Annotated in this window: 27 protein-coding genes; 17 read left to right on the top strand and 10 right to left on the bottom strand. The window is 74.2% G+C overall.

The annotated features are described in order from the left end of the window. Positions 1–14: 14 nt before the first annotated feature. A complete protein-coding gene (locus tag ACI1MP_RS33600) occupies positions 15–401 on the top strand; it encodes a VOC family protein (RefSeq protein ID WP_380337324.1) in 387 nt (128 codons plus the stop codon). A gap of 6 nt (positions 402–407) precedes the next feature. Here ACI1MP_RS33600 and ACI1MP_RS33595 read toward each other — a convergent pair whose 3' ends face one another. Next, positions 408–2,309 carry a serine hydrolase domain-containing protein gene (locus tag ACI1MP_RS33595; protein ID WP_404870325.1) on the bottom strand — a complete coding sequence of 634 codons (1,902 nt, stop codon included), beginning with the start codon at positions 2,307–2,309 and terminating at the stop codon, positions 408–410. Between the two features lie 100 nt (positions 2,310–2,409). Continuing rightward, the gene (locus tag ACI1MP_RS33590) at positions 2,410–2,715 is read right to left on the bottom strand and encodes a hypothetical protein (protein ID WP_100585536.1); all 306 of its coding nucleotides are present in this window, start codon (positions 2,713–2,715) and stop codon (positions 2,410–2,412) included. Between the two features lie 124 nt (positions 2,716–2,839). On the opposite strand from ACI1MP_RS33590, the gene ACI1MP_RS33585 reads away from it, so the two are divergent. After that, the gene (locus ACI1MP_RS33585) at positions 2,840–4,534 is read left to right on the top strand and encodes a sensor histidine kinase (RefSeq protein WP_404870324.1); all 1,695 of its coding nucleotides are present in this window, start codon (positions 2,840–2,842) and stop codon (positions 4,532–4,534) included. A gap of 29 nt (positions 4,535–4,563) precedes the next feature. On the opposite strand, the gene ACI1MP_RS33580 is transcribed toward ACI1MP_RS33585, so the two are convergent. Next, on the bottom strand, positions 4,564–5,364 hold the full coding sequence (locus tag ACI1MP_RS33580) for an aspartate/glutamate racemase family protein (RefSeq protein ID WP_404870323.1): 801 nt from the start codon (positions 5,362–5,364) through the stop codon (positions 4,564–4,566). Between the two features lie 168 nt (positions 5,365–5,532). Here ACI1MP_RS33580 and ACI1MP_RS33575 point away from each other — a divergent pair, with 168 nt between their 5' ends. Next, positions 5,533–6,321, top strand: a complete 789-nt coding sequence (locus ACI1MP_RS33575; RefSeq protein WP_404870322.1) for a beta-glucanase — start codon at positions 5,533–5,535, stop codon at positions 6,319–6,321. Here the strand turns inward: ACI1MP_RS33575 and ACI1MP_RS33570 are convergent. Continuing rightward, positions 6,304–6,936 carry a response regulator gene (locus ACI1MP_RS33570; protein WP_100585533.1) on the bottom strand — a complete coding sequence of 211 codons (633 nt, stop codon included), beginning with the start codon at positions 6,934–6,936 and terminating at the stop codon, positions 6,304–6,306. The genes ACI1MP_RS33575 and ACI1MP_RS33570 overlap by 18 nt on opposite strands. Positions 6,937–7,118: 182 nt before the next feature. On the opposite strand from ACI1MP_RS33570, the gene ACI1MP_RS33565 reads away from it, so the two are divergent. After that, positions 7,119–7,325, top strand: coding sequence for a DUF6011 domain-containing protein (locus ACI1MP_RS33565; RefSeq protein WP_043907866.1), 207 nt, complete (start codon positions 7,119–7,121; stop codon positions 7,323–7,325). Positions 7,326–7,330: 5 nt separating this feature from the next. Here the strand turns inward: ACI1MP_RS33565 and ACI1MP_RS33560 are convergent, their stop codons facing one another. After that, positions 7,331–8,095, bottom strand: coding sequence for an adenosylcobinamide amidohydrolase (locus ACI1MP_RS33560; protein WP_404870321.1), 765 nt, complete (start codon positions 8,093–8,095; stop codon positions 7,331–7,333). Between the two features lie 136 nt (positions 8,096–8,231). On the opposite strand from ACI1MP_RS33560, the gene ACI1MP_RS33555 reads away from it, so the two are divergent. The 5 genes from ACI1MP_RS33555 to ACI1MP_RS33535 all read left to right on the top strand — a co-directional run bounded on the left by ACI1MP_RS33555 (position 8,232) and on the right by ACI1MP_RS33535 (position 10,411). Beyond that, a complete protein-coding gene (locus ACI1MP_RS33555) occupies positions 8,232–8,918 on the top strand; it encodes a TetR/AcrR family transcriptional regulator (RefSeq protein WP_404870320.1) in 687 nt (228 codons plus the stop codon). A gap of 134 nt (positions 8,919–9,052) precedes the next feature. Beyond that, positions 9,053–9,253, top strand: a complete 201-nt coding sequence (locus ACI1MP_RS33550; RefSeq protein WP_380337304.1) for a DUF1918 domain-containing protein — start codon at positions 9,053–9,055, stop codon at positions 9,251–9,253. Between the two features lie 36 nt (positions 9,254–9,289). After that, a complete protein-coding gene (locus ACI1MP_RS33545; RefSeq protein ID WP_404870319.1) occupies positions 9,290–9,979 on the top strand; it encodes a DedA family protein in 690 nt (229 codons plus the stop codon). A gap of 65 nt (positions 9,980–10,044) precedes the next feature. Next, entirely contained in the window at positions 10,045–10,170 is a 126-nt protein-coding gene (locus tag ACI1MP_RS33540; RefSeq protein ID WP_404870318.1) for a hypothetical protein, read from the top strand. Beyond that, positions 10,160–10,411 carry a hypothetical protein gene (locus ACI1MP_RS33535; protein ID WP_404870317.1) on the top strand — a complete coding sequence of 84 codons (252 nt, stop codon included), beginning with the start codon at positions 10,160–10,162 and terminating at the stop codon, positions 10,409–10,411. Before ACI1MP_RS33540 ends, ACI1MP_RS33535 begins: the two co-directional genes overlap by 11 nt. Here ACI1MP_RS33535 and ACI1MP_RS33530 read toward each other — a convergent pair. Next, complete coding sequence (locus tag ACI1MP_RS33530) at positions 10,398–11,141, bottom strand: PIG-L deacetylase family protein (RefSeq protein ID WP_404870316.1); 744 nt, start codon at positions 11,139–11,141, stop codon at positions 10,398–10,400. The two genes, ACI1MP_RS33535 and ACI1MP_RS33530, sit on opposite strands and share 14 nt — an antisense overlap. Positions 11,142–11,324: 183 nt before the next feature. Beyond that, positions 11,325–11,981 carry an NADPH-dependent F420 reductase gene (locus ACI1MP_RS33525; RefSeq protein WP_380337293.1) on the bottom strand — a complete coding sequence of 219 codons (657 nt, stop codon included), beginning with the start codon at positions 11,979–11,981 and terminating at the stop codon, positions 11,325–11,327. A 357-nt stretch (positions 11,982–12,338) separates the two neighbouring features. Between ACI1MP_RS33525 and ACI1MP_RS33520 the strand changes: the two genes are divergently transcribed. From ACI1MP_RS33520 to ACI1MP_RS33495, 6 genes are all read left to right on the top strand, one after another. After that, positions 12,339–15,251 (top strand): polysaccharide lyase family 8 super-sandwich domain-containing protein, encoded by a 2,913-nt coding sequence (locus ACI1MP_RS33520; RefSeq protein WP_404870315.1) that lies wholly within the window; start codon positions 12,339–12,341, stop codon positions 15,249–15,251. Positions 15,252–15,391: 140 nt separating this feature from the next. Then, complete coding sequence (locus tag ACI1MP_RS33515) at positions 15,392–15,793, top strand: hypothetical protein (RefSeq protein WP_157815479.1); 402 nt, start codon at positions 15,392–15,394, stop codon at positions 15,791–15,793. A gap of 72 nt (positions 15,794–15,865) precedes the next feature. Then, entirely contained in the window at positions 15,866–16,375 is a 510-nt protein-coding gene (locus tag ACI1MP_RS33510; protein ID WP_380337284.1) for a hypothetical protein, read from the top strand. Positions 16,376–16,531: 156 nt separating this feature from the next. Continuing rightward, positions 16,532–17,260 (top strand): class I SAM-dependent methyltransferase, encoded by a 729-nt coding sequence (locus ACI1MP_RS33505; RefSeq protein WP_404870314.1) that lies wholly within the window; start codon positions 16,532–16,534, stop codon positions 17,258–17,260. 179 nt (positions 17,261–17,439) lie between these two features. Beyond that, positions 17,440–17,772, top strand: coding sequence for a hypothetical protein (locus tag ACI1MP_RS33500; RefSeq protein WP_404870313.1), 333 nt, complete (start codon positions 17,440–17,442; stop codon positions 17,770–17,772). A 225-nt stretch (positions 17,773–17,997) separates the two neighbouring features. Further along, on the top strand, positions 17,998–18,615 hold the full coding sequence (locus tag ACI1MP_RS33495; protein ID WP_380337275.1) for a DUF1707 domain-containing protein: 618 nt from the start codon (positions 17,998–18,000) through the stop codon (positions 18,613–18,615). A 47-nt stretch (positions 18,616–18,662) separates the two neighbouring features. On the opposite strand, the gene ACI1MP_RS33490 is transcribed toward ACI1MP_RS33495, so the two are convergent. Then, positions 18,663–19,097: a MarR family winged helix-turn-helix transcriptional regulator gene (locus ACI1MP_RS33490; RefSeq protein ID WP_404870312.1), complete on the bottom strand. Its 435-nt coding sequence runs from the start codon at positions 19,095–19,097 to the stop codon at positions 18,663–18,665. Between the two features lie 66 nt (positions 19,098–19,163). Here ACI1MP_RS33490 and ACI1MP_RS33485 point away from each other — a divergent pair, with 66 nt between their 5' ends. Continuing rightward, the gene (locus ACI1MP_RS33485; protein ID WP_404870311.1) at positions 19,164–19,568 is read left to right on the top strand and encodes a VOC family protein; all 405 of its coding nucleotides are present in this window, start codon (positions 19,164–19,166) and stop codon (positions 19,566–19,568) included. 29 nt (positions 19,569–19,597) lie between these two features. Beyond that, positions 19,598–20,215 (top strand): DUF6629 family protein, encoded by a 618-nt coding sequence (locus ACI1MP_RS33480; RefSeq protein WP_404870310.1) that lies wholly within the window; start codon positions 19,598–19,600, stop codon positions 20,213–20,215. A 129-nt stretch (positions 20,216–20,344) separates the two neighbouring features. Here ACI1MP_RS33480 and ACI1MP_RS33475 read toward each other — a convergent pair whose 3' ends face one another. Continuing rightward, entirely contained in the window at positions 20,345–20,680 is a 336-nt protein-coding gene (locus ACI1MP_RS33475; protein WP_404870309.1) for a hypothetical protein, read from the bottom strand. 23 nt (positions 20,681–20,703) lie between these two features. Continuing rightward, on the bottom strand, positions 20,704–21,558 hold the full coding sequence (locus ACI1MP_RS33470; protein ID WP_404870308.1) for a polysaccharide deacetylase family protein: 855 nt from the start codon (positions 21,556–21,558) through the stop codon (positions 20,704–20,706). Positions 21,559–21,571: the final 13 nt, after the last annotated feature.

The following is a 21,571-nucleotide window of genomic DNA, read 5'->3' as shown; positions in this document are numbered from 1 at the left end:
GTAGCGTCTTCCCCATGAGCACCGGAAACACCTCCGCACTTGCCCTCCGATGGTCCGCCGTCACCTTCGACTGCCCGGATCCGGCCGAACTCGCCCGTTTCTACACCGCCGCCACCGGCCTGCCCGTCGTGTACTCCACCGACGGCTTCGTCCTGCTCGGCCAGGAGGGCGCGGCCGGGCTCGGGTTCAACCAGGTGGCCGACCACCGGCCGCCGAGCTGGCCGGACCAGTCCGGCGGGAAGCAGGCCCACCTGGAGTTCGGCGTCGACGACTTGAACGCCGCGCAGGACCGACTGGTCGAACTGGGGGCCGTCGCCCCCGAGTTCCAGCCGGACGCCGAGCGCTGGCGGGTCCTGCTGGACCCGGCCGGCCACCCGTTCTGCATCTCCACCGTGGTCTGAGCCCGCTCAGCCGAGCAGCGCGCCCAGCGGCCCGGCGATCAGGTGGTACTGGGCCAGGAAGGCCGTGAGCGCGCAGCAGGCGAGCGCGGTGGCGGTCATCGCGAGCCGGCCGGCCGGCCGCCACCAGTGGCGCAGCCAGCCGGCCACCGCACCGGCGGTGACGGCGAGCGCGACGAGCGGGAAGGCCGCGCCCCACCAGGTGGGGGCGAGGGCCAGCGGGGTGCCGAGCGGGACGGCCTCCATCATGGCGTTGCCGTCGGACACCAGGGCGAGCAGCGCGGTGAGGAACCCCGCGGCGAGCAGCCCGGCGAGGGCGGCGGCGGCCCGGGCGGCCTGCGCGGGCCGCGGGTGGGCGGGCCGCCGGCGCAGTCGCCGGGTGAGCGCGGTGGCGGGCACGGCGACGGCCGCGCCCAGCAGCACGGTCAGGGCGACACCGAGAACGGCCAGCCGCGGGCCGGGCCGATTCCGCCAGGTCAGTGCCCGGTAGGCGGTGGACGGGTTGTCGGAGGCGGTCAGCACCCCGTTGCGGAAAGCGATTTCCGCCTGCCCGTCGCGTTCCCGGTAGCGGTCGCCGCCGAGCGGCAGCCAGTGCTGTTCGGGGTGCCGGGGGTCGAGCGCCAGGCCGTCGGTGCGCAGGCCGCTGCCCTCGGCGGTGACGGTGACCGAGCCGAACAGCTCCTCGGTCCGCATCAGGCTGTCCCGGCTGACCCGGGCGGCCCGGTACGTCCCGGCGACCTTCCCGGCCTCCGCCGCACTGCCCGAACGTCCGCCGCCCGCCGGCGCCTCGGCTCCGGGGAGGGCGTCGACCACGGCGCGGATCAGCTCCTTGCCGTCCCAGTTGGCGCTGCCGTCCACGCCGTCGCCGTTGTACACCACGTAGATGCCGAGGCCCTGTTCGGGCAGCACCAGCAGGTTGCCGTGGAAGCCGGGCAGGTCGCCGTCCTTGAACCAGCCGGTGAAACCGTCCCGGGTCCAGCCCTCGTAGGCGTACCCGACACCGGGCAGTGCCGGGTCCTGCCGGTAGTGCGTGGTCTGCATCAGGCGTCCGGCGGCGTCGGGAGCGAGCTGGGCGCGCAGCCAGCGGGCCATGTCGGCGGCGGTGGTGAGGCCGCCGGGGCCGCTGGGCGTCCACGGCCCGTACTGGCCGCGGTCCTCGACCCAGCCGTCCGCGCCGTCGGGCCGGTAGCCGCGGGCGGGTTGCAGGCCCTCTGGATGCGGCTGGACGAACGAGGTGCGGGTCATCCCCAGCGGGTCCAGGACGCGCATGCGCAGTTGCTCCGCGAACGGGCGGCCGCTGACCCGTTCGACCACCAGACCGGCCAGCGCGGCACCGTAGTTGTCGTAGGCGACGACCGTCCCGGGCGGCCGGACCCGGGCCGGGCGGTGCGCGGCCAGGCTGTCGGCCAGACTGGAAATCCCCTGCGGTTCAGCTGAGTTGACGCCGACCAGATCGCTGTCGAAGCCGGCGGTGTGGGTGAGCAGGTGGTCGGTCGTGACGGGGCGCCCGGGGTAGCTGTCGGGCAGACGGTCGGCGGGCGGCAGGTAGCGGTTGACGTCGGCGCCGGGGTCGAGCCGCCCCTCCACGATCAGCTGGGCGCCGGCCTGCGCGGTGAACAACTTGGCCAGCGAGCCGAGATAGAACCCGGTGCGGTCCGGATCGACGGGCGTCCCGGCGGCGATGTCGGCGACGCCGTAGCCCCGGGTGAGCACACTCCCGTCGGCGCCGACCACGGCGACGGCGGCCCCCGGTATCCGGTCGCGGCTCAGCTGCGCCGTCACCGTCCGGTCGATCAGCCCGGCCAGCGTGGCAGGGACGACCGGAGCAGGGGCGGCGTGTGCGGGTGCGGCGGTCGGCAGCAGAGCGGCGGCGAGGACGAGGCCGAGGACGGCGGTTCGACGACTGATCATGCGTCAACGATCGTCCCCGGCCCGGGGGTCGGTGCAGTGCCCGGCGCACCTGTCGGCATGCATTCTGCACCTCCCCCACCTGCGGAGCGCACCCGGGCGCTCAGAGCTTGCAGTACCTGACGCAGAACATGTGCGGTGCCTCGCCGGCGAGTTCACAGCAGAACGGTCCGTCCTCGGACTCGTTCCCGAAGTCGTCGCGGCTGACGAACTCCGTCACCATCCGCCCGCCCTCGATGCGCGACACCCCGACCTGCTTCGTGAAGTCCACTCCCAGCACCTCGGTCTCGGCGGCCAGACACCGCACCGAGTATCTCTTCGACGACTCCGGGTACTTGGCGAACACCGCAGCCACGTCCTTGAAGAACTCCGGATCCCGCTCCGGCCCGCACTGGGCCTGCTGAGTCATGGCAACCTCCTCCGAGTCCGTGCCTCCATTCCAGCCTCCCGCCGACGGCGCCCCGGCGCGCGCCGCACCGTCCACCGGTCGGCCGGGGCGCGAGTCGCATGATCAACTCGGGCACAATGGCCGGGTGTTGGGGGTAACGAAGGACGAGGACGAGGGCCTGCCCGGCCCGGTGGTGCTGTCGCTGGTGCTGCTGGGTGCGATGTTCGGCATGGCCGCACCGGCCGACGGCGGATGGTGGCCCGCGCCCGCCGCCCTGGTGGCGCTGGCCGTGCAGGCCGTGCACTGCCTGCCGTGGACGACCCGGCTGCGCGGGGCGTGGACGCTGGCCGCCCAACTGCTGCTCGCCCCTTGGTCGGGCGTGCCGGGCTTCGCCGCCGCGTCGGTGCTCCTGCTGGTCCGCCGGCCGGTGCGCTGGGTGCTGTTCGCCCTGGTGGTGGCAGGCGCCGCGGTACTCGCCGGGGACACCGGCCACCGGGCGGCGAACGCCGCGAGCAACGCCCTCGCCCAGGGCCTGACGGTCTACGCGCTGACCAGGCTCTTCCACCTGTACGCCGAACTCCACGCCGCACGCGACCAGTTGGCCGCCGCGCAGGTCACGCAGGAGCGGCAGCGCGCGGCCCGTGAGCTGCACGCCGCGATCGGGGTGCCACTGGCCGCGGTCCTGCGGCTGGCCGCCGACGGGGACGCCGCCGCCGTCGCGGCCACCGCCCGCCGGGCCGCCGCCCGGGTCCGCGCGACCCCCGAACCGCCCCGCCCCGCCGACCCGCCGGACGGCCCGATGCCCGCACCGGTGCTGCCCGTACTGATCGCCGTCCACCTCGGCTACCTGGCCGCCGGCCTCGCCCTCCTCGCCGACCTCGACCTCACCCCGCTCCATCTGGCCGTCGCCATCGGCGCGTTGACCGTCGTCACCGGCCTCCAGGTGCACCACTCGCTCCACCGCCCGCCAGGAGTCCACCCGCCCGGGTACCGCTGGACGTGGGCACTCCAGTGCGCCCTCGCGGTCGCCGTGCTGTTCGGACCGGCCGGCCCGCACCCGCAACTGCTCGCCTTCGCCGCCGCGTCCGCGCTGGTCCTGCTGCCGCCCGCCGCCGGGTGGCCCGCGTTCGGCACAGCGGTGGTCGCGGCCGGCACGGTGAGCGGGACAGCGGCCGTCGACGTCGTCACCATCGCCCTCGTGTACTACGGCCTGACGCTGCTCACCACCCTGGTGCACCGGGTCCGCGAGGCCCGCCGGGCGCTGGCCGAACTGGCCGTCGCCCGCGAACGACGACGGATCGCCCGCGACGTCCACGACCTGCTCGGCTCCGGCCTCACCGCCGTCGCCGTCACCGCCGAGCTCGCCCTCCGCGAACCCGCCGCCGAACACCTGCCGCAGGCCGCCGCCCTCGCCGAACGCACTCTCGCCGAGCTGCGCGCCATCCCCGCGGACCACACCGAACTCGACCTCGACCGTGAACTCGCCTCCACGAAGGCCCTGCTGGCCGCCGCCGGAATCGACCTGCGACTCACCGGCACCCCCGACACCACCCCCGCCGAGGCCCGCCCCCTGCTCGCGGCCGTCCTGCGCGAGGGCGTCACCAACCTCCTCCGCCACAGCCGGGCCACCCACTGCACCCTCACCCTCCACCCCGAGGGCCTGCACCTCACCAACAACCACCCCCGCCCGGGCCCGCACCACCCCGGCAACGGCACCCCCAACCTCACGGCCCGCGCCGGCGCCTTCGGCGCGAGCCTCACCACGGGGCCGACACCGCCGGATCACTGGACGCTCGACTTGAAGGTCAGGGGCGCGGCGCACCGCCCGAGCAGGGCGTGAGCGCCGGCCGGGTCGCGATCACGTGCAGGTCATGGTCCTGCGTCGCGATCTCGCGGCCGGGTGCCTTCCGCATCGCGCAGTTCTCCCCCAGCCCTGGCGGGCTGGGAGGCGCCCCCTACGCTCCCCTGGTGGTTCTCACCCTCGCTTTGTGCCGCCGCCACCGCCGCGGCCGCGTGGATCCGTGTCGTGGGGAAGACCGGCACCGGGCTGTCCTCCGCGCCGATGAGCAGCTCGATCTCCGTGCAGCCGAGGATCACCCCCTGTGCGCCGGCCGCCACCAGGGCGGCGATCACTGCGCGGTAGGCCTCGCGGGACTCGTCCCGGACCACGCCGAGGCACAGCTCCTGGTAGATCACCCGGTGCACCAGGTCCCGGTCGGCGGGGGGCGGGACGATCACGTCCAGGCCGTGGGCGGCGAGGCGGTCGCGGTAGAAGTCCTGTTCCATGGTGAACGCGGTGCCGAGCAGGCCGACCCGTCGAACTCCGGCGGCCAGTACGGCTTCTGCGGTGGCGTCGCCGAGGTGCAGCAGGGGGATGCCGACTGCTGCGGAGACCTGGTCGGCCACCTTGTGCATGGTGTTGGTGCAGATCAGCAGCAGGTCCGCGCCGCCCGCTTCGACGGATTTCGCGGCGGCGGCGAGCAGTTCGCCCGCCGCCTGCCACTGTCCGGTGGCCTGGAGGTGTTCGATCTCCGCGAAGTCCACCGAGTGCAGGACGCACTTGGCGGAGTGCAGCCCGCCGAGGCGTTCGCGGGTGAACTCGTTGAGCAGCCGGTAGTACTCCGCCGTGGATTCCCAACTCATGCCGCCGAGCAGGCCGATCGTCTTCATCGCGCCACTGTGTCACACCCGGCCCGGCCCGCCCGGTCCGTCGCACGCCGTTGCGCGCCCCCACGCCGGCGCTCGCACCTCAGTGCGCCGGTGGCGCGGACGGTCGTGGAACGCTTTTGCCGGGAATGCCCCCGGATGAACCAATCGCGCGACCCGGGAGAGTGTCCGGTGACCGAAGTGATCCCCCCGAACGGCAGCCCCACGGACCCCACGGACTCCGCCGCCCCCACCGACTCCGCCGACCTCGCCCCGGGAACGCCCGCCCCCGTCGTCGTCTTCGACGCCCCGTTCTCGGACGCCTCGCAGTGGGCCGCCGGCGCTTCGTCCGCGTACCCGCCGGACGGGCGCAACAGCGGTGACAACAAGCTGGACCACCTGGTGGCGGGCTTCGGCCCGGACGGCGACGTGTTCACGGCGGTGCGGGAGAACCCGTTCAGCTGGCGGACCCCGCTGGTGACCACGGAGAACACCCGGGGCGGTTTCGAACTCCGGCCGGAGGACGTGCTGGAGGCGCAGTGCCTGCTGTCGGCCACCCAGGGCGCCTGGCCCGCCCTCTGGACGTGGGGGCGGGACACCGCCTCGGGCCGCTCGCAGCCCGGGCACGGCGAGGTGGACGTCCTGGAGTACCACCCCGACCACCCGCGGATGCTGGAGCTGAGCAACCACGTCAACCCGGGCAGCCCGGCCTACCTGGACGGTCTGGTCACTCCCGGCACCTGGTTCACCGTCACCTGCCGCTTCGGCGCGGACTCGGTGGTCTGGTCGGTGGACGGCCGCCAGGTGTTCGCGGACGGCCACGGCGTCGGCGCCGACTGGCGGGCCTGGATCATCGTCAACCTGTCGGTGTCGGCCGGCCAGTGGGGCCACCTGCGCCCGAGGCCCGACGTCCGCCAGATCTCCTGGCAGGTCCGGGGCCTGCGCGTCCTGCGCAACAGCCCGTCACCGAGCGGAAGTTGAGACCGGGGTCGGCAGCCAGCCGGCCTCCCGGGCGATCCGGACGGCGTCCAGGCGGGTGCGGGCGTCGAGTTTGACCTGGGCGGCGGCCAGGTAGTTGCGGACGGTGCCGGCCGACAGGTGCAGTCGCTTGGCGATCTCGCGCGGCTCGCAGCCGTCCGCCGCCAGGGCGAGGGCCTGCGCCTCGCGTTCGGTGAGCGGGCTGGCGGGGGCCGTGAGCGCGCGGGCGGCGAGTTCGGGGTCGATCGCGGTGCCGCCCGCCGCGACCGTCCGGATCGCCTCGGCGAGCCGCTCCGGCGGGGCGTCCTTCGGCATGAACCCCGTCGCCCCGGCGGCCAGCGCGGCCCGCAGCACCTCGGGCCGCCGATGCGCCGTCAGGATCAGCACCCCGCACCCGGGCAGCCGTTCACGCAGCACGCCCGCGTTGGTGAGGCCGTCGGCGCCGGGCATGTCGACGTCCAGCACGGCCACGTCGGGCCGGTGGGCGAGCGCGGCGGCGACCACCTGGTCGCCGTGCCCGGTGTCGGCCACCACCTCGATGTCGCCGGCCGCGGAGAGCAGCGCCCGCAGGGCGCCGCGCACCAGGTGCATGTCCTCGGCCAGCAGCACTCTCACCATGACGTCCCGATTTCCCCCGTCCGCACAGAGCGCCCAGGATACCCGCGCCACCCCGAACGGCCTTGGAGTCGCGAGCCCTTGCCCGCCGGCGCGACGTTCGCGGCGCACCGCCGCTCCGGGCCCGCGGGCGCGGGGGCGGCCCCCGTCGCACCGCCGCCGGGCCGGAATGATGAACTGGAGGGATGAGCACCGACCTGAAGACCGTCGAACCGCCGCTGCCGGGGACAGCCGTCGAGCGCCGTCCTGCCCCGGTCGTCCGGTGCCGTCGGTGCCACCGGCCGCTGCACTCCCCCGAGTCCCGCTGGGAGAAGCTCGGCCGGCACTGCGCCGACGCGCCCGAGCGCACCCGGGTCTACGTGATCGACCAGGACCGGCTGCCCGGCACCTGACGGCCCTACCGGAGGCCACGCCCCGTCAGCACGTCCGCGAGTTCGCAGCCCGGCACCGTCGTCGGGTGCACCGGCGGACCGTCCCACTCGGCGCGGCGCTCGCGGTCCAGCACCGCCCCCTCGAACACCGCCGCCCGCACCGCCCGCGCCAGCCGGGAGCCCCAGTGCGAGCGCGGGCCGCCGAACGGCTCGACCGGCTCGCCCGCCACCGGCGTCCGCACGGCGACGCAGACCGCGTCCGACGGAGTGCCCGAACAGTCGCGGCCGGCCTCCAGCAGGGCCTGCACCTTCGCCTCGGTGGCCGTCGCCAGCAGGTTCACCAGCCCCGCGTCCGCCACCGCCGCCGGGACCACCGCCAGCACATTGATCGTCCCCGGCGCCCAGGAATCCCTTGGAGCAAGGGAAGTTGACGCTGCGTCAGCTTCGGCGGCCCAGGTCGGTACGCCTATTCCGGTGGTGACCACGGCCGTCACCCCGCCGTCCTCCGCCCAGGTGCAGGCGTCCACCTCGGCGGCCGTCATCAGGCCCACCCCGGGGCCCACCAGGCCCTGCGCGGCGGCGAGTTCGGCCAGGTGCGCATCCGGGTCCAGCCGCTCGTAGCCGGCCCGGACCTGGGCGTTCAGCACCCAGTGGCGTTCGCCCAGCCCGCCGCCGAGCACTCCGGAGCTGACCATCCGCCAGCCCGGACCGGCCCGCCACACCAGCAGGTGCCGGCACCCGCCGTCCTCCAGCCGCCCGGCCCGCTGCACCGTCACCGGCCGCCCGTCCACACCCGCCACCTCCGCCACCGCCCCGGGCCTGCCGGAACGTTCCCGTCCGTCGTCGAACGGCCAGCCAATCACACCGCCCCGCGTGCCCGGCACCGGGATTGGCCGCGACGCGACCCGATGCGGCAGAGTGTCCGCCATGACCGCGCAGCCCTCCGCCCCCGCCACCGCCTCCCGCGCCCCGGCGGCCGGTGCCCGCCGCCGCCCGGTGCAGCAGCGCAGCCAGGAGCGGTACGAGCGGCTGCTGGACGCCTGCGCCGGTCTGCTCGACGAGGTCGGCTCGGCAGGGCTGACCACCAAGGAGGTCGCGCTGCGCGCCGAGGTGCCGATCGGCACCCTGTACCAGTTCTTCTCCGGCAAGGAGGGCCTGCTCGCCGCCCTCGCCGAACGCAACCTGGCGTCCTTCATGGACGGCCTGGCCCGCCGGGTCGACGCCGCCGACCACCCGGGCGTCGCCGAGTTCACCGACCACGCGGTCGAGGAGTTCGTGGCGATGAAGCGCACCCTCCCCGGCTTCGGCCACCTCGACTTCGGCCTGGTCGACGCCGTCCCCGCCGAGATCGACGACCTGCACCTGCTGGACGCCGAACTCGACAACAACGCGGCCGTCGCGCTGCGCCTGCGCACCATCGGCGGCGAACTCTTCGCCGCCCCCGGCTACGCCATCGCCCTACGGGTCGCCATGGAGTGCGCGGACGCCGTCCTCAAGCTCGCCTTCCGCGCCGACCCGGACGGCGACCCGCTGCTGATCGCCGAGTGCAAGCGCCTGGTGCGCAGCTACCTCGCCACTCCGCCGACCGCCGAGCGACCGGTGCCGCTCGGGTGACCGTTCCGGTGCGCACCGTGGGCTGACCGGTTCCGCCATTGCACCGCCCGGAGCGCCGCCGCACAGTGGAAACAGGGGTCCGCCCCCGTCCCACCGGTCCCGGCCACCGGTCCCGCCGAACCGCAGGAGCAGCGATGCAAGCCACAGTGGGAGACCACGTCCACATGTACAGCCGGTCGGTCGGCATGACCGACCGCAAGGGCGAGATCGTCGAGGTGCGCGGCGCCGACGGCTCGCCGCCCTACCTGGTCCGTTTCGAGGACGGACACCAAGGCCTCGTCTACCCCGGCCCCGACTGCCTCGTCGAGCACCGGCCCGGCGAAGAGCAGCGCTGATCCCGGGCCGCGGCCCGGTGGGAGGAGCGGTCCCCCTTGCCCCCACCCCTGCCGGGCCCGCTGGCCCAGCTCGCCCCGCTGCTGGACGACTACGGCTACCTGGCGGTCGGCGTCCTGGTCTTCTTCGACAACTGCGCGATCCCGGTGCCCGGCCAGACCATCCTGGTGCTGGCCGCGGTCTACGCGGGCGCCGGGCAGCTGTCGCTGCCCGTGGTGGTGACCGTCGCGGTACTGGCCGCGTTCGCCGGCAACGGCCTGGCCTACCTGATCGGACGCGCCGGCGGCCTGGCGTTCGTCCACCGCTGGGGACGCTACCTGCGGCTCACGCCGGAGCGGATGGCCCGCGCCGAGGACTTCTTCCGCCGCCGCGGCACCCTGGTGGTCACCGGCGCCCGCTTCGTGGACGGTCTGCGGCAGACCAACGGACTGGTCGCCGGCACCACCGGGATGCCGCTGCGGCGCTTCCTGCCCGCGAACGCCGCGGGCGCCGTCCTCTGGTCGGGCGTCTGGGCCGCGGTCGGCTACTCCGCGGGCAGCAACATCACCGTCCTGTACCGGCAGGCCGTCCGCTACCAGGTCCTGCTGCTGATCGCCGTCGTGGCCGTCCTCGCCCTGGTCGGCACCCGCGCCTGGCTCCGCCACCGCCGTCGGCCGCCGGTGGACGCCGGCGACCGGATCCCGCACCAGGACAGCGGCGAGGACGTGCCGGCCGACGGCCGACGGTGACGTTCCGTCGCAACGGGCCGTGATCACTCTGTACGCCCGCTCCGGCGCGCGACAGGATGTCGATCATGACGAGCGAGCACGAGTTCGGCGGTTCGTACGTGATCCGGTCCAGATGGACGCGGTTCGCCGTCCTCTGGAGCCTGGTCGTGTCCGGGGGAGACCTACCGGACGTCCGTACGGGTGCGCCGTGACACCACCCTGTGCCGGATCGACCCGTTCCTGCTGGCCTCCGCGGTCGCCCTGCTCGCGCCCGGCGTCCGGCACTACGGCGACCTCGGGGCCCTCGGCCTCGGCGACCTCGCGCTCGTCCTCGGCGACGACGACCCGGGCTCCGATGACCCAGGTGCCGACGACCCGGGCGCCGATGACGGTGACAGCGGCGGGAACGACGACCGGCCCGACGGAACGGCCCCGCGGCTCAGCGGAAGTTGATCACCTCGAACGAGGCGGCGAACGTGGTCCCGAGGCGGCTTCCGGCGATCCGGCCCATCGACTCCAGGAACTCGGCGGCGTTGGCCATCTCCCCGCTGAGGCCCGCCAGGTAGGCGTGGTGGGCCTCCAACGAGGCGACGCCCGCCGCAAAGGTTTCGGTGGTGTCGACGGCGTGCATTCCGTCGGGCGAGCCGGCCGCCCACACCTGCCGGACGCCGTTCCACGGCTCGTGGCCCTCGGCGGTGAGTTCGCGGAACACCCAGCGGTTCGCGGCCGCCGGCACCGCGTCCAGCGTGGCCCGGCCGACGGCTATGTGGTCGGCCTGGTTCGGGAACACCCCGCCGTACGTGTCGCGGAAGTTGGTGGTGATCACGATCTCCGGCCGGTGCCGTCGGATCGCCCGCGCCAGGTCGCGGCGCAGTGGCAGCCCGCACTCCACGATGCCGTCCGGGTAGCCGAGGAACTCGACGGTGTCCACGCCGACCAGGGCCGCCGACTCGACCTGTTCGCGCTCGCGGATCGGCCGGCACAGCTCGGGTTCCATGCCGTCGATCCCGGCCTCACCGCTGGTGACCATCAGGTAGCTGACGCGTTTGCCCTGGGCGGTCCAGCGGGCGACGGCGGCGGCCGCGCCGTACTCCATGTCGTCGGGGTGGGCGACGATCGCGAGGGCGGTCTCCCAGTCCTCGTCCAGCGGGCGGAACGGGGGCTGCTCGGCGGGGGTGCTCATGGTGACGCCTTTCCTTTTTCGGTTCCGAGTTCGGTTCCGACCCGGTTGAGTTCGCGGTGCGGTTCGGTTCGCGGTGCGGCCCAGCTCGCGGGTGCGGTTCAGCCCGCGGCGCGGTTCGGTTCGCGGCGCGGTTCGGTGCGCGGTTCGGTGCGGCTCGCAGTGCGGCCCGGCTCGCGCCGTGGTTCAGTTCGCGGTGCGGATCGAGTAGTTGAAGTCGGCGTGTCCGTAGTGCCGCATCAGCCGCATCCAGAACGGCATCAGCATCTCCATCCCGCGGGCCGCGTCGATCCCGCCGAGGTCGAGCACCCGCTCCGCGGGCCACCCGAACTCGCCCAGCAGCGCCGTGACCTGCGCCTTGGCGTCGGCGTCCTCGCCGGCCACGAACAGCTGGTGCTCGCCCGGGATCCGGTCGGGGTCCACCATCACGGTGACGGTCACGGTGTTGAGCGCCTTCACCACCCGGCTCCCGGGCAGCGCGCGCTGCAGCTGCTCGCCCACGCTGTCGGTGTTGACGGGGTCGAGCGTCAGCTCCCCGGTCGGCGAGAACACCAGCGGGTTCGAGAGGTCCAGCACGACCTTCCCGGCCAGGTTCTCCGCACCGGCGAGCTCCACGGCGGCGGGCGCGACGGTGCCGCCGGTGGCGACGATCACCAGCTCGCCGAACTCGGCCGCCTCCGCGAACGTCCCGGCCCGGCCGCCCGGGCCGCTGCGCTCCGCCCAGTCGGTGGCGGCGGCGTTGCCCTTGCTGCGCGACCCGAGCGTGACGTCGTGGCCGAGCGCGACCAGCTTGCTGCCGAGAGTCTGCCCGACCGTACCGGTACCGATGATTCCGATCCGCATTGCTGCTCCGTCCCCGTCCGTACCGCCTCGGGCCGATCCCGAAAATCCGAACGCACCCTATCCGAGCCGTACCTGACGCATGGTCAGATCACCTGACTCGCCCCGCCCCGGGCACCCTTCCCCCGGCTCCCCCGCCCACCACCATGCGACCCCGGCCGCCCCTGCGCCACCCATGCCGACCGCGGCCGCGCGTGCCGCCACGGTCGCAAACCTGCACGCGGGAGCGGTGGCCAGGACGGCGGAAAGCGCGGTGGAAAGCGCTTACCGAATGCCGTGCCGAACCGTTGACGCCCCGACCGGAAAGCGCTTACCGTCGGCTCCCGGAAAGCGCTTTCCCACCCCCCTCACGGAGGCGTCGTGTCCCTGTCTGCCCTGTCCCGTCGCACCCTGCTCCAGGCAGGCACCGCCGGTGCTCTCGCCCTCGCCGTCACCGGCACCACCGCCACCGCAGCCGGTGCCGCGACCGCCGATCCCTACGAGACGCTCCGCCTGCGGTGGCTGGCGCTGCTGACCGGCACCGGGTTCGATCCGGCCGCCGAGCCGTTCGGCTCCGCGTTGCGGGCGCTCGGGGATCGGGCCCGGGCGCAGCAGCAGGCGATGGCTCCGACGACAGGGTCGCTCTGGCCGGACCTGCCGCTGGGGTCGGTCTCGGCGAACATCACCGGCAGCTTCGTACGGCTGCGCACCATGGCGCTGGCGTGGGCGCAGCCGGGCACGGGGCTGACGGGCGACGCGACGCTGGCCGCGGCCGTCACGACCGGCCTGGACCGGCTGTGCGCCTCCGCGTACACCGCGACGGCGACGGCGTACGACAACTGGTGGGACTGGCAGATCGGTTCGCCGCAGGCGCTGCTGGACACCTGCGTGCTGGTGCTGCCGCAGTTGACGGCCACTCAGGTGAGCACCTACTGCGCGGCCGTGGACCACGCCGTCCCGGACTCCAGGGTGGCCGCGTACTCGGGGACGAGCACGGGGGCGAACCGGGTCGACCTCTGCCGGGTCCTGGCGCTGCGCGGGGTGGTCGGGAAGAGCGCGGCGAAGCTGGCGACGGCGTCGGCGGCGCTGTCGCCGGTGTTCCCGTACGTGCTGACGGGGGACGGGCTGTACCCGGACGGGTCGTTCGTGCAGCACACCTGGGTGCCGTACACGGGCTCGTACGGGGAGGTGCTGCTGAGCGGGCTGAGCCGGCTGTTCGCGCTGCTGGCGGGGTCGTCGTGGGAGGTGACGGATCCGCAGCGGCAGAACGTGTTCGACGCGGTGGACTCGGCGTACGCGCCGTTCCTGTTCAACGGCCTGGTGATGGACTCGGTGGTGGGCCGGGCGAGCAGTCGGGGTCTGCAGTCCTCGGACCTGCTGCACCTTCAGCAGGACGACCACGGCCGCGGGCACACGATCATCGGGCACATCCTGCGGTTGGCGGACTCGGGCGCCGCGCCGGCGGTGCAGTCCGCGCGGTGGCGGGCGGCGGTGAAGGGCTGGATCGGCCGTGACTACTACCGGCCGTACCTCTCGGACGCGGCCGTGGACGTCCCGGAGTTGGCGCGGGCGCAGGCGCTGATGGGCGACGGCGCGGTGGCGGCGTCGGCGGAGCCGGTGGGGGCACGGGTGTTCGCGATGGACCGGGCGGTGGTGCGCCGTCCGGGCTGGGCGGTGTCGCTGTCGATGTGCTCGGCGCGCACCACGTTCTACGAGACCGGCAACGGCGAGAACGTGCGCGGCTGGCACACCAACAACGGTCTGCTGGCGTGGTGGAACGCGACCACGGGCAACGGCCAGTACGCGGACGCGTTCTGGCCGACCGTCGACCCGTACCGGCTGCCGGGGACGACCGTCTCTACGAAGAAGCTGGCGGACGCGGCGGGCGGCGTGTGGGGCGCGGCCCGGCCGGACGCCGTGTGGGCGGGCGGGGCGAGCGACGGCACGTACGCGGCGGTCGGCCAGGCGGTGCGCGGGCTGTCGTCGACGCTGTCGGGCTGGAAGTCCTGGTTCCTGCTGGACGATTCGGTGGTCTGCCTGGGTGCGGGCATCAGCTGCACCGACGGCGTCCCGGTGGAGACGGTGGTGGAGAACCGCAACCTGGGCGCGTCCGGCACCCACGCGTTCACGGTGGACGGGGTGGCGCAGCCGGTCACGCTCGGCTGGTCGCAGCAGTTCGCGGGCGCGAAGTCGATGGCGATCGCCGGCTTCGGCGGCTACGTGTTCCCGGGCGGCGCGACGGTGCAGGCCAAGCGCGAGGCGCGGACGGGCAGTTGGCACGACATCAACTCCGGTGGCACGTCCGAGGCGTTGACCCGTCGCTACCTGACGCTCTGGTTCGACCACGGCGCCGCTCCGTCGAACGCCGGGTACGCGTACCTGCTGCTGCCGGGTGCGGACGCCGCGGCCACGGCGGCCCGGGCGGCCGCCCCGACGGTCACGATCCTCGCCAACTCGTCGTCCGTGCAGGCGATTTCGGACTCCGCCTCGGGTGTGACGGCGGCGAACTTCTTCGCCCCGGGCAGCGTTGGTCCGGTCACCGTCTCGGCGCCGTGCTCGGTGCTGGTCCGGGAGTCGGGCGGCACGCTGAGCGTCTCGGTGGCCGACCCGTCCCGCACGTCCGCCACAGTGCGGGTGACGGTGGACCGCCCGGGCTACGTCTCGGCGGACCCGGCCACGGGCGTCACGGTCCTGGCCACCGGATCCTCCGTGCAGCTGCTGGCGGAGCTCGGCGGCACGCAGGGCGCCGGGCGCACCGTGACGCTGCGCACCTCGGGCGCGCCGGCGGCCGCGACCGCCGTGCTGCTCGCCCCCGTGCAGGACACCTATGTCCGGGACGGCTCGTACGGCGACGCCAACTACGGGACGGCGACCGTGCTGACGGTGAAGAACACCGACACCACCGGGTCCGGCTTCTCGCGGCGGGCGCTCCTGGCCTTCGACACCTCGCAGTTGACGGGGACGGTGCGGCGCGCGGTGCTCTGGGTGCGCGGCGCGGTCGCGGACTCGGGCGGCACCGAGACGGACCTCCAGGCGTTCGCCACCGCGCCCGGCGCCTGGCAGGAGACCGCCGCGACCTGGAACCGCTGCCCGGCCCCGGCCGCCGCGCTCGGCACCGGCCGGATCTCCACCGCCGCCGACTGGGTGGCCCTGGACGTCACCGCGGCCGTCACCGCCGATCCGGCGCTGACCCTGACGGTCGGTCAGCCGGCCGGACGGGTCGGGCTGGCGGTGAACCTCAACAGCCGGGAGAACGCCGCGTACCCGCCGGTCCTCCAGGTGATCACCGCCTGATCGGACGCGCATGTTGACGCCGAACTCCGCGCCGTAGGCGCGGAGTTGCGGCACGAACAAACAATCGCCGCGTCCCCTGTTCCGGTGAATCGCGGTTCAATTCGTTGTCGACCGATCGCCGCGCTCCTACCGTCGGTCGCATGGCAATTCGTTGGCGTTCTGTCACCCGCGTCGCCGCAGTGACGGCGGCCGCCACCGGCGTCCTCACCCTCGCAGCGGCCCCGGCCGGTGCCTTCTCCCAGTCCTTCGGCAGCGGTTCTTACCACGCCAGCAAGGACTTCGTCCCCACCTCGGGCACCATCAGGATCGGCGGAAAGGGCTGCACCGGCGGTGCCGCCCGCAGCTTCTACGTCCAACTCGTCCGGACCCACAACAGCACCAAGGTGTTCTCCAGCTACAGCTACGGCGCGGACGGCCGGGGCCACACCGACCCGCGCGGCATCGGCGTCGACACCGGCTCCTCGTACTACCTGCGCTGGTACGGCAGGGACAACGGCGGCCACAGCGCGTCCGCCCCCTGTGCGGGGGCCTACACCGTGTAGTCCCCGACGGCCGGCCCCGGTCCCTCCCCGGGCCGGGGCCGGCCGTCCGCCGCACAGCCCGGAGGAGATCCCGTGACGTCCCGGCGCGTCCTCGTCGTCCTGTCCTGCCTGGCGGCCCTGCTCGCCGCCTGCGCCCCGACCCGCCACCCGGCGCCGCCGACCGTCGACGTGTCGGCCTCCGTCACCCAGGTCGCGCTGATCGCCGAGGGCACCCAGGACGGAGTCCGCTGGCGGGTCGACCTGGTCTCCGTGGCGGGCGAGCTCTGTACCCGGGCCACCGTCGACAACCGTCCCGCCGGCCAGGGCTGCGAACCGCCCGTCTCCGTCCAGGCCCCCGTCAACGTCGCCCTGGACGCCCTCGACCCCCGTGTCCTGCTCCTCTACGGCGCGGCCGCCCCCACCGTCGCCCGCCTCACCGCCACTCCGCCGCGCCCCGTCCCGCTCACCGCCCCGCACGGCGGCAGGTCCTTCTTCGCCTACGCCACCACCCCCGGCACGGCCACCGACCTCACCGCCTTCGACACCGCCGGACGGCAACTCTGGTCCGCGGCCGACAAGATCCACGACTTCGAGAACCCTTGACGCCCCGTCACCCCACCGGGCGCGCCGCAGCACCGTCCCGCCCGACTCCGGCCCTGCGCCGAGCCGTTCGGACCTGCAACACCCGCAGGCACCTCCGCCGACCGCGGCTGCCGGAACTCCCGGACCGGCGGCCCGGATCCGGTTACGCTCGCAGGCATGTCGACCTCTGCGCTGTCCTTCGGTTCCGCCGCGCGCCTCTACGACTCGATCCGGCCCACCTACCCGGCGCAGGCGGTCGCCCGGGCCATCGGCAGCGAGCCGGTCCGCGTCCTGGACCTGGGCGCCGGCACCGGGCTGCTGACCGGCGTGCTGCGCGCCGCCGGCCACGAGGTGATCGCGGTCGAGCCCGACGCGCAGATGCGCGCCGTGGCCGCCGAGCGCCACCCGGGCACGCAGGTGCTCGCCGGCAGCGCCGAGGACATCCCGTTGCCGGACGGGTCCGTGGACGCCGTCGTGGTCGGGCAGGCGTACCACTGGTTCACTCCGCAGGACGCGCTGCCGCAGATCCACCGGGTGCTGCGCAAGGACGGCGTCTTCGCCCCGATGTGGAACGTCCGCGACGATCGGACCCCGTGGGTGGCCGCGCTCTCCGGCGTCATCGGCACCGAGGGTTACGGCCTGGAGAGCGCCTGGCAGTACGGGCCGGTGACGCCGTGGTTCACCGAACCCGAACTCGTCCTGACCGAGCACACTGTGACCGTCCCGACGAACCGGCTGATCGACCTGGTGCGGTCCCGCTCGTACTATCTGACCGCCGACGCCGCCGAGCGGGCCCGCCTGGACCGGGAGGTCGGCGAGCTGGCCGCCACCGACCCGGCCCTGGCCGACCGCGACGGCGTCGAGATGCCCTACCGGACCTGCGTCTACCGGATGCGACGGGTCTGATTCCCGGCCGGATCCGCGGCGAGTCACGGCTCACGACCCACGACCGACGGCCCGCAGCCGGAAAATTCACCTGCTCGCCGCGCTGGACCACACCACCGGCGCTCACCGACTCCGCCGAGGCCCCGAGCGGACTGAATCCTGGTGGCTCACCCCCCCATTCGAAGATGACGGGACGCCCCATGACTGCTGCGAAGAACGTCTGCCGATTCGCTCTTGCCGCCTGCACCGCGCTCACGCTCGTCATCGGAATCGCCACCAGCGCCAACGCCGCCACCGGCGAATTCACCTACACCGACATCGACGGGGAGGACCACACCCTGGTCGACCCGCCGAGCGGTGAGTGCATCAGCTTCGGCCTCCCGGTGACCGGTGCGGACAACGAGACGAACTCCTCGGCGACCGTCTACGAGAACACCGACTGCAGCGGTCCCGCCCTGGACACGCTTCCGCCCAAGACCGGAATGTCCTGGGGTTCCGTCCTCCCCAATGCCGTCCGGTTCAACTTCTTCTGAGCTTCACCGTGCCGGCCGCCGCATCGGTGACGGTCTGTCACGGAGGCTCCGGCACGTACGGCGCACCGGCGACGGGCGTGCCGCTGGTCGTCGTACCGCTCTTCGCGTCCCGCACCCGGCCGTTGGCGAACCCGACCCTGGCGGGAACACCTATCGCGATATATCGTAAGTTCTCGTCGCCGGCCCCATTGCGGGGAGACCTACGTCAAATTCAGGACGGGAAGTATGCCGGGAGAGATCGCGCCCGCCGAGAAGCCCTCTGGCCTCAACTCACAGCCCGAGATGCGGGCTTCGCATGCGGATCGGGATCGGGTGGCCGATGTCCTGCGGGTGGCGGCAGGTGACGGACGGCTGACCGCGGAGGAGTTGGACCAGCGCCTGGAGGTCGCCCTCTCCGCACGGACGGTTCGCGAACTGGCCGAGCTCACCGTCGACCTGCCGGCCGTCTCGTTCGCTGCCGACGGGGTGGTGGCCGAGGCCAAGGAGGTCCTCCGGATCGAGCAGAAGTGGAGCCCGGTCAAGCGGACGGGCCGCTGGGTGGTGCCGCGTCGGCTGGTGCTCGACGTGGAGTGGTGCGCGGTGACGCTCGACCTCACCGAGGCGGTGATCACCCAGGACACCCTGCAGATCGACCTGGACATGCGCGGCAAGACGCTGACACTGATCGTCGGGCCGGACACGGTGGTCGACACCGACGGCCTGATGCTGCAGCACAGCAGGGTCAGGAACCGGGCGTCGGACGCCGCGGCGCCGACCACGCTGCGGGTGGAGCTGGTCGGCGAGAAGCAGTTCGGCCGCGTCGTGGTGCGCCGGCCGCGGCAGGCACTCGGCCGCCGTCGCTGACCGCGCGCCCGCCCACCGGGGCGACGGCGGCACCGAACTCCGCCCCCTCAGCCGTGCACGCGCAACAACAGGCCGTGCAGGGTGGCGCGTTCGGCAGCGGTCAGCGGGGCGAGGACGGCGTCCTGGACGTCGCGGGCCAGGGCGTCGAGCTCGGCGAGCCGGGTGGCGCCGACGGGGGTCAGCGTGAGGGTGAGACGGCGGCGGTCGGCGGGGTCGCGGGTGCGGTCGAGCCAGCCGGCGGCGGCGAGCTGGTCGGCGGCCTTGGCGAGGTCGCTGGGGTCGAGGCGCAGACGGGTGGCGAGGTCGCGCTGGGTGTGCGGGCCGAAGTCGGCGAGGGCGGCGAGGGCCGCGTGGTGGTGGAGCCGCAGTCCGTCGGCGGCGAGGAGTTCGGCGAGGCGGTTGCGGGCGTCCTTGCCGACCCTGGAGAGCAGATAGGTCGTCAACTCCAGCAGTGCGGGCGGGGTTTCGGTCGGGTCTGCCATGTCGAACATGGTAGGGGTCGCCCTATAGTGGGTCCAGACCCACGATTCGCTCCGGAGGGATTGCCCGTGGACGCGCTCCATCCCCGCCTGCTGGTCGCCGAGTTCGCCGCCTGCTTCGCCTTCTACGACGCCGTCCTGCCCCCGCTGCTCGGCGCGCACCTGGTCAAGGGCACGGCCGCCGGGCCGTACGCGCACTGGGACGTGGTCGAGCAGGCCGTGCTGGTGCTGTTCGACCGGGCGGCGATGGCCGCCACCCTCGGCACCGCCCCGGCGCCGGCGGACGCTCCCCCGGCCGACACCGGCATGTTCGTCTGCCGGGTCGCGGACGTGGACGCCGCGTACGCGCTCTGCCTGACGCACGGCGCGACGCCCGTGCTGGCGCCGACCGACCGCCCCGAGTGGGGGCCGACGCTGCGCAGCGCCCATCTGCGCGACCCGCAGGGCACGCTGATCGAGCTTCAGTCGTACTGATCGCGGGGTCCGCTCAGTACGCTGGCGGGGTGTGCTGGAGCGCCGGGGCCGATCTGCTCGTCGGCAGCGCCGTCACGGCGGTCGGGGTCGCGGCGGTGCTGCGCGCCGGACCGGGGCGTCAACTGCCGCTGGCCGCACTGCCGTTGCTGCTGGGCGTGCACCAGCTGGTGGAGGCGGGCGGGTGGTCGGGCTGGGCGTGGGCCCGCACGGCGTGGGCGGTGATCGCACTGCCGCTGCTGCCCGTGTACGTGCCGGCGGCGGTGTGGTGCGCGACCGGCCGCCGCTCGGCGGCATGGTTCACCGCGCTGGGCGCGGCCGTCGCCGTCCCACTGACCCTTGCGCTCGCCCGGCACCCGGTGACGGCACACCCGCACGGCCACACCCTCGACTACGCCATCGGCGTCCCGGCCGCCGGCCTGCTGCTGGCGGGCTACCTGGCCGCCACCGTGGGCGCATTGCTCTGCTCGGGCGACCGCCGGCTGCGCGGCCTCGGCGTGGTGCTCGGCGTGGGCGCGCTCGCCTGCGGCCTGCTGTGGCGGCTGGCGTTCGTCTCCACCTGGTGCGCGCTGGCCGCCGTCGCCTCCGTCCTGCTGTACGCCCGGGCCCGCCGAACCGCCGTCAACTCCCGCTCCCCACAACATCGATGAGCGCCAGCGCGTCCTGCACCGAGCCGCCCGGGACGGGGACGGGGTGCAGCACGCTGCGCACCGTGCGGGTGGCGTCGATCAGCAGGGGGAGGCGCTTGAGCTGTTCGGCGCCGCCGACCCGGAAGGTGGTCAGGCGCAGCGCGGCGTCGGACAGGAGCGGGAGCGGGATGTTCTGGTGGGCGGCGAACGCGGCGCGCTGGTGACGCCGACCCCGGTGTTCCTGGTCCGCACGCTCGGCGCGCCGCCCGGGGTGGCGGGTGTGCTGACGGCCACCGAGGGCGTGGGCAGTCCGCTCGGCGCGGCGCTCACCCCTCGGCCGAACTCCCGCTTCGGCAGCGCCCGGGCGCTGCTGGTGGCCCCCGTCGTGGGTGCGGCGCCGGTGGCGCTGCTTTGCTCGGGGTGCACGGCCTGCTGCGCCGACTGGACGAGCTCGACGCCCCGGGCACGGTCTGACGATCCGCCCATTCGCCCGCCCGTCCGACAGTCCTTCAGTCCGACAGCCGGACGAAGCGGCGGCCCGCGTCCAGCAGCCGGGGCAGCGCCTGCGCGTAGCCGGGGCCGGTGCCCGCGTCGGGGTGGTTGAAGTGGCTGATCACCACCGATCCGGGTGGGGCCGCGGCCACCGTCCGCGCCACCTGGTCGGCGGTGAACGTCGCCCCGGCGTCGCCGTTCACCGCGAACCCGGCCACCCGCTCGCCGAGTTCGCCGACGATCCGGACCGCGACCTCGTCGTAGTGCGCCGTCCCGGAGCGGAACCAGCGCGGTGGCGTTCCGAGCAGCCCGGCCAGCTTGGCCGCGTTGTCCGCCACCTCCTGGTAGGCGGCCGCGGCGTCCGCGGTGCCGGTGATGCCGTACGCCGAGCGGCCGGTGACGGACAGCGGGCGGTGCGCGGTGCCGTGGTTGCCGAGTTCGAACAGCGGGTCGGCGGCCAGTTCGCCGAACGGCCCGGGGTTGGCGTCGATCCACCGGGCGTTCAGGAACAGCGTGGCGGGCACCCGGTGCCGGCGCAGGGTGTCGATCAGCGCCGCGTCGTAGCCGTTCCCGCCCGACCCGCCGCAGGCGTCGAAGGTCAGCGCGAGCGCCCCGTCCGGAACCCCGGCGACCACCCCGGGCAGGTCGGTCCCCCACCGGGTGGGCCGCTGCCCCGCGTACCGGGCGAGCACCGCCTCGCGGCTCGGCGGCGCGGAGGTGGCGGACGCGCTGACCGAAGGTGACGGGGACGGCGGCGGGGACGGCGGCGGGGACGGATCGGCTGCCTCGGGAGCCGCCGGTTCCGGGCGGGCGCGGGCGCAGCCCGCCGCGAGTCCGAGGGCCGCTGCCAGTACCGTTCGCCGTCCGACCATTGCTCCGCTCCTG

This window comes from Kitasatospora griseola, assembly GCF_044999035.1.
GTDB classification, from domain to species: Bacteria; Actinomycetota; Actinomycetes; order Streptomycetales; family Streptomycetaceae; genus Kitasatospora; species Kitasatospora griseola.
Note: the sequence above shows the minus strand (reverse complement) of the source record. Positions and strands in the feature narration are given on the sequence as shown.